The sequence below is a fragment of the Mesorhizobium sp. M7D.F.Ca.US.004.03.1.1 genome, assembly GCF_003998635.1.
Lineage (GTDB): Bacteria > Pseudomonadota > Alphaproteobacteria > Rhizobiales > Rhizobiaceae > Mesorhizobium > Mesorhizobium loti.
The window spans coordinates 1-2803 of record NZ_RZQG01000789.1; the positions used below are offsets into that span (position 1 = coordinate 1).

A 2803-nucleotide genomic window follows, 5' to 3' on the forward strand; every position below is an offset into this window, starting at 1 on the left:
GTTCTGGATATGGTGGTCCGCGGTCTTGGGCGAGATATCGAGCTTGCGTGCCGCCTCTTTCGCCGTCAATCCGGCAGCGATAAGGCGCAGCACCTCGATTTCGCGCGAAGTCATGCCGGCCAGCGCCCGCGGCAAGGCCCGGCGCGACTGCTGCCCCGCGAAGGACAACACGGCCTCTGCCGCGTCGGCGCACATACAACCGTCACGCACTGCGGCGCGCAGCTGTATGGCCGCCGCCTCGCTGGACAGCGCCTTGCGGTGGGGACGTTCCTCTCGCGACGTTTGGAACGCTTCGGCAGCGGCCAGGATCCGTGCTGAAGGCGACAGGTCGGAGCCACCGACCTTACGGTGATAGCCCGAGCCATCCAGGCGTTCGTGATGACGAAGCACGAGCGCGGCCATCGCATCGCCCTCGCGGCCGAACGATGCCAGCGCGCGTTCGCCGTAATAGGCATGCAGTTGCGCCGCGTCACGCTCGCGCACCGACAGCGGTCCGTTTCGCATCCAAGTCGCCACCGGCACCACGAGTTCGCCAATATCGTGGATACAGCCGGACCAGCGCAACGCGCGCAGGTCGGCGGCGGGCAGCTTCATTTGTCCCCCGGCTCCCTCGGCCAGCTGCGCCACCATCCGCGAATGGCCATAGGTAAGCGGCATGCGCATGTCGATCATGTCGGCGATGGCGAGGAACGCCTCGTCGCAGGCTGCTTCGTCCAGCGTCACCGGCGGATCGGGTTCGAGCGCCAGGATCGTCTCACGGTCGACCGTCGCGCCGATGCCGTCCATCAAGGCCCCCGCGTTAGCCGAGACGAGCCGGGCCAGTTCCGCTTCGTATGGGCCATCGCCTCGGCTGGCTACGGTCTCAGCCATCCCGTCGATGCCGACGGCATCGCAGAGCGCAATCACATCCTGCGCCAGAGTGATCAGGCGCACGGCCGGCAGCACATCCTCGCCGCTCAGCCCTCGCGGCAGACCTTTGCCGTCCCAGCGCTCATAAATCTGCCCGAGATTGCGCCGGATCTCCTCGGAAAGGCCAAGCCGTTGGCCGATCCGCTGCGCGACCTCGCAATGCGCGGTGAGCACCGGGCGAGCCACAGCGAGCGCCTGCGACATCGCGGCCTCGATCGCCCTGGCTTGCGCGTCGGGTTCGAGATCGTAGTAGAACCGCTTGAAGGCCTGCACGAAGACCCTCCCCAGTTCCGCACGATTGCCCATGTCGAGACCGACGAGATCCTGGCGAAGCGCTATTTCGTCCCCAAAGGTGGCCGACAGAAGGTCCGTATCGGCATTGCAGCCGACGTAGCGCAGCATCGACTGGTGGTAGGCATTGCGCCGAACCTCATCGGAAACACCCGCAAGCTCGGCGATGCGCATTGCAAGCACGCACGATTTCAGCGCGAAGTCGCGAGAATGACCAGTGGCGAGGTCCGAAGCATAGGCCAAGACCATCATGAAGTCCGCCCGGCGTATCGAGACGTCTGCCATCGCACACCCCCAGTGAGGCTATGCTAGTCCCCTCTGTTATCAATACCTAGGGGAAATTCGCAAGCCTGATGCGCCCTGCGGGAAATAGAGCACTCTGCGTTTGGCCGAAAGCGGACTGGCGTTCGATGTCAGCGTTCTGGGAGGGTCGTCGCTGTATGAGATGGCCGAGTGACGGCGCATGGCTGCCGTCGCCGCCCAAAACCAAGGTCGGCTTCGTGCTTGAGCGTGATGCGCTTTGTCCGACAGGCTGTCGCTAAGGCTTTGGCGCGCCCCGTCCAACCAGCGCCCGCGATCCACTGTCAGCCGCCGCACCAGCACGGCGTCGATCGTCGGCGTCTGACAGCGCGGTTGAGATCGTCCGCGCGCGGTTCTACTGGTCCGAAAACCTCACGCTCACGCCGCGCTGCCGACAATAGGCCTGCATCAGCTTGCGGCCCGAGCGGTTGCTCTGCGCCAATTTGGTCGGATCGAACACCGCCTGTTTTATCCCCTCCCGTGTCAGCGCCGCCTTGAGCGTCGCGATATGTGCGTCGATGTCGGCATTGTCCGCCCGGAGCGAGGCATAGATGCTCTCGGTCGCTTCGGCCACGGTCGGTTCGCTCATTGGTGTCGTCCTTTGGTTGGTTGGGCGGCGCTTAGCACAGATTCGCGGCTCCGCCGATACCGATGAGACCGTCAGTGCACAGCACCCGGGGTTTGACGTGCGCTTTTGCGACGGCGCCGTGGCCTCTCAACGAGGTGCATGAGCACTACAAACTCCGGGCTTTCGTCATGTCGGCGGCACTTGCCGGGCTGGCTGGCTCGCTCAAGGCGATCGTGTTCCAGTTCGGAAGCGGACTGGCGGCTTCTGGCATCCAGAAAGCGCAGCAGACATTCAACCAGGTGGGATTGACGTCCCTAACTGACCCGAAGGCGACTTTCGATATTGGATGCCCAACTTGCTTTCACCACTTGACCCGGAAGCCGAGCGAGCCGGTCAGTACATGACTGTCACCGAAGTCTTCCAGGCCTGTCCGGGCGATGGCTTCGCCAAAAACCGAGAACTTGTCGTCGGCCCAATTGATGGTGCCGCCGATGCCGAGACCGCCCCAGAGCTGCTCGTTCCTGCTCGAGAGGCTGCTGCCGGCGAGGTCGACCGCTGAGCCATCCTTGAAGTCGTAATAAAGATTGGCGATGCCGTAGACATTCATGCGCCCAGTGCGACCGGTCCGGTCCTGCCACTGCGTCTGGTGGTCGAGCGATACGCCAAGGCGACCGAGCAGGCTGTCGTTGCTGCCAGGGGTAACGCGTGCGCCAAAGGCATCGGTAAAGGCATCGA

Annotated in this window: 3 protein-coding genes and 1 pseudogene; 1 reads left to right on the plus strand and 3 read right to left on the minus strand. The window is 64.0% G+C overall.

The genetic code is table 11. The features are described from left to right. A partial coding sequence (locus EN935_RS29835; protein WP_245489083.1) for an HD domain-containing phosphohydrolase occupies window positions 1-1374 on the minus strand: 1374 nt, incomplete at its 3' end. A gap of 481 nt (window positions 1375-1855) precedes the next feature. Then, window positions 1856-2089 (minus strand): hypothetical protein, encoded by a 234-nt coding sequence (locus EN935_RS29840; protein ID WP_127373914.1) that lies wholly within the window; start codon window positions 2087-2089, stop codon window positions 1856-1858. A 143-nt stretch (window positions 2090-2232) separates the two neighbouring features. On the opposite strand from EN935_RS29840, the pseudogene EN935_RS41535 reads away from it, so the two are divergent. Then, a pseudogene (locus EN935_RS41535) lies at window positions 2233-2319 on the plus strand (branched-chain amino acid ABC transporter permease); the annotation flags it as partial. 110 nt (window positions 2320-2429) lie between these two features. On the opposite strand, the gene EN935_RS29850 reads toward EN935_RS41535, so the two are convergent. Next, on the minus strand, window positions 2430-2803 hold a 374-nt coding region (locus EN935_RS29850), incomplete at its 5' end, for an autotransporter outer membrane beta-barrel domain-containing protein (RefSeq protein WP_127373915.1).

Bases quoted from the DNA above. Each gene is read 5' to 3' on its own strand.
- EN935_RS29840 (WP_127373914.1), bottom strand. From the start codon at position 2,089: ATGAGCGAACCGACCGTGGCCGAAGCGACCGAGAGCATCTATGCCTCG.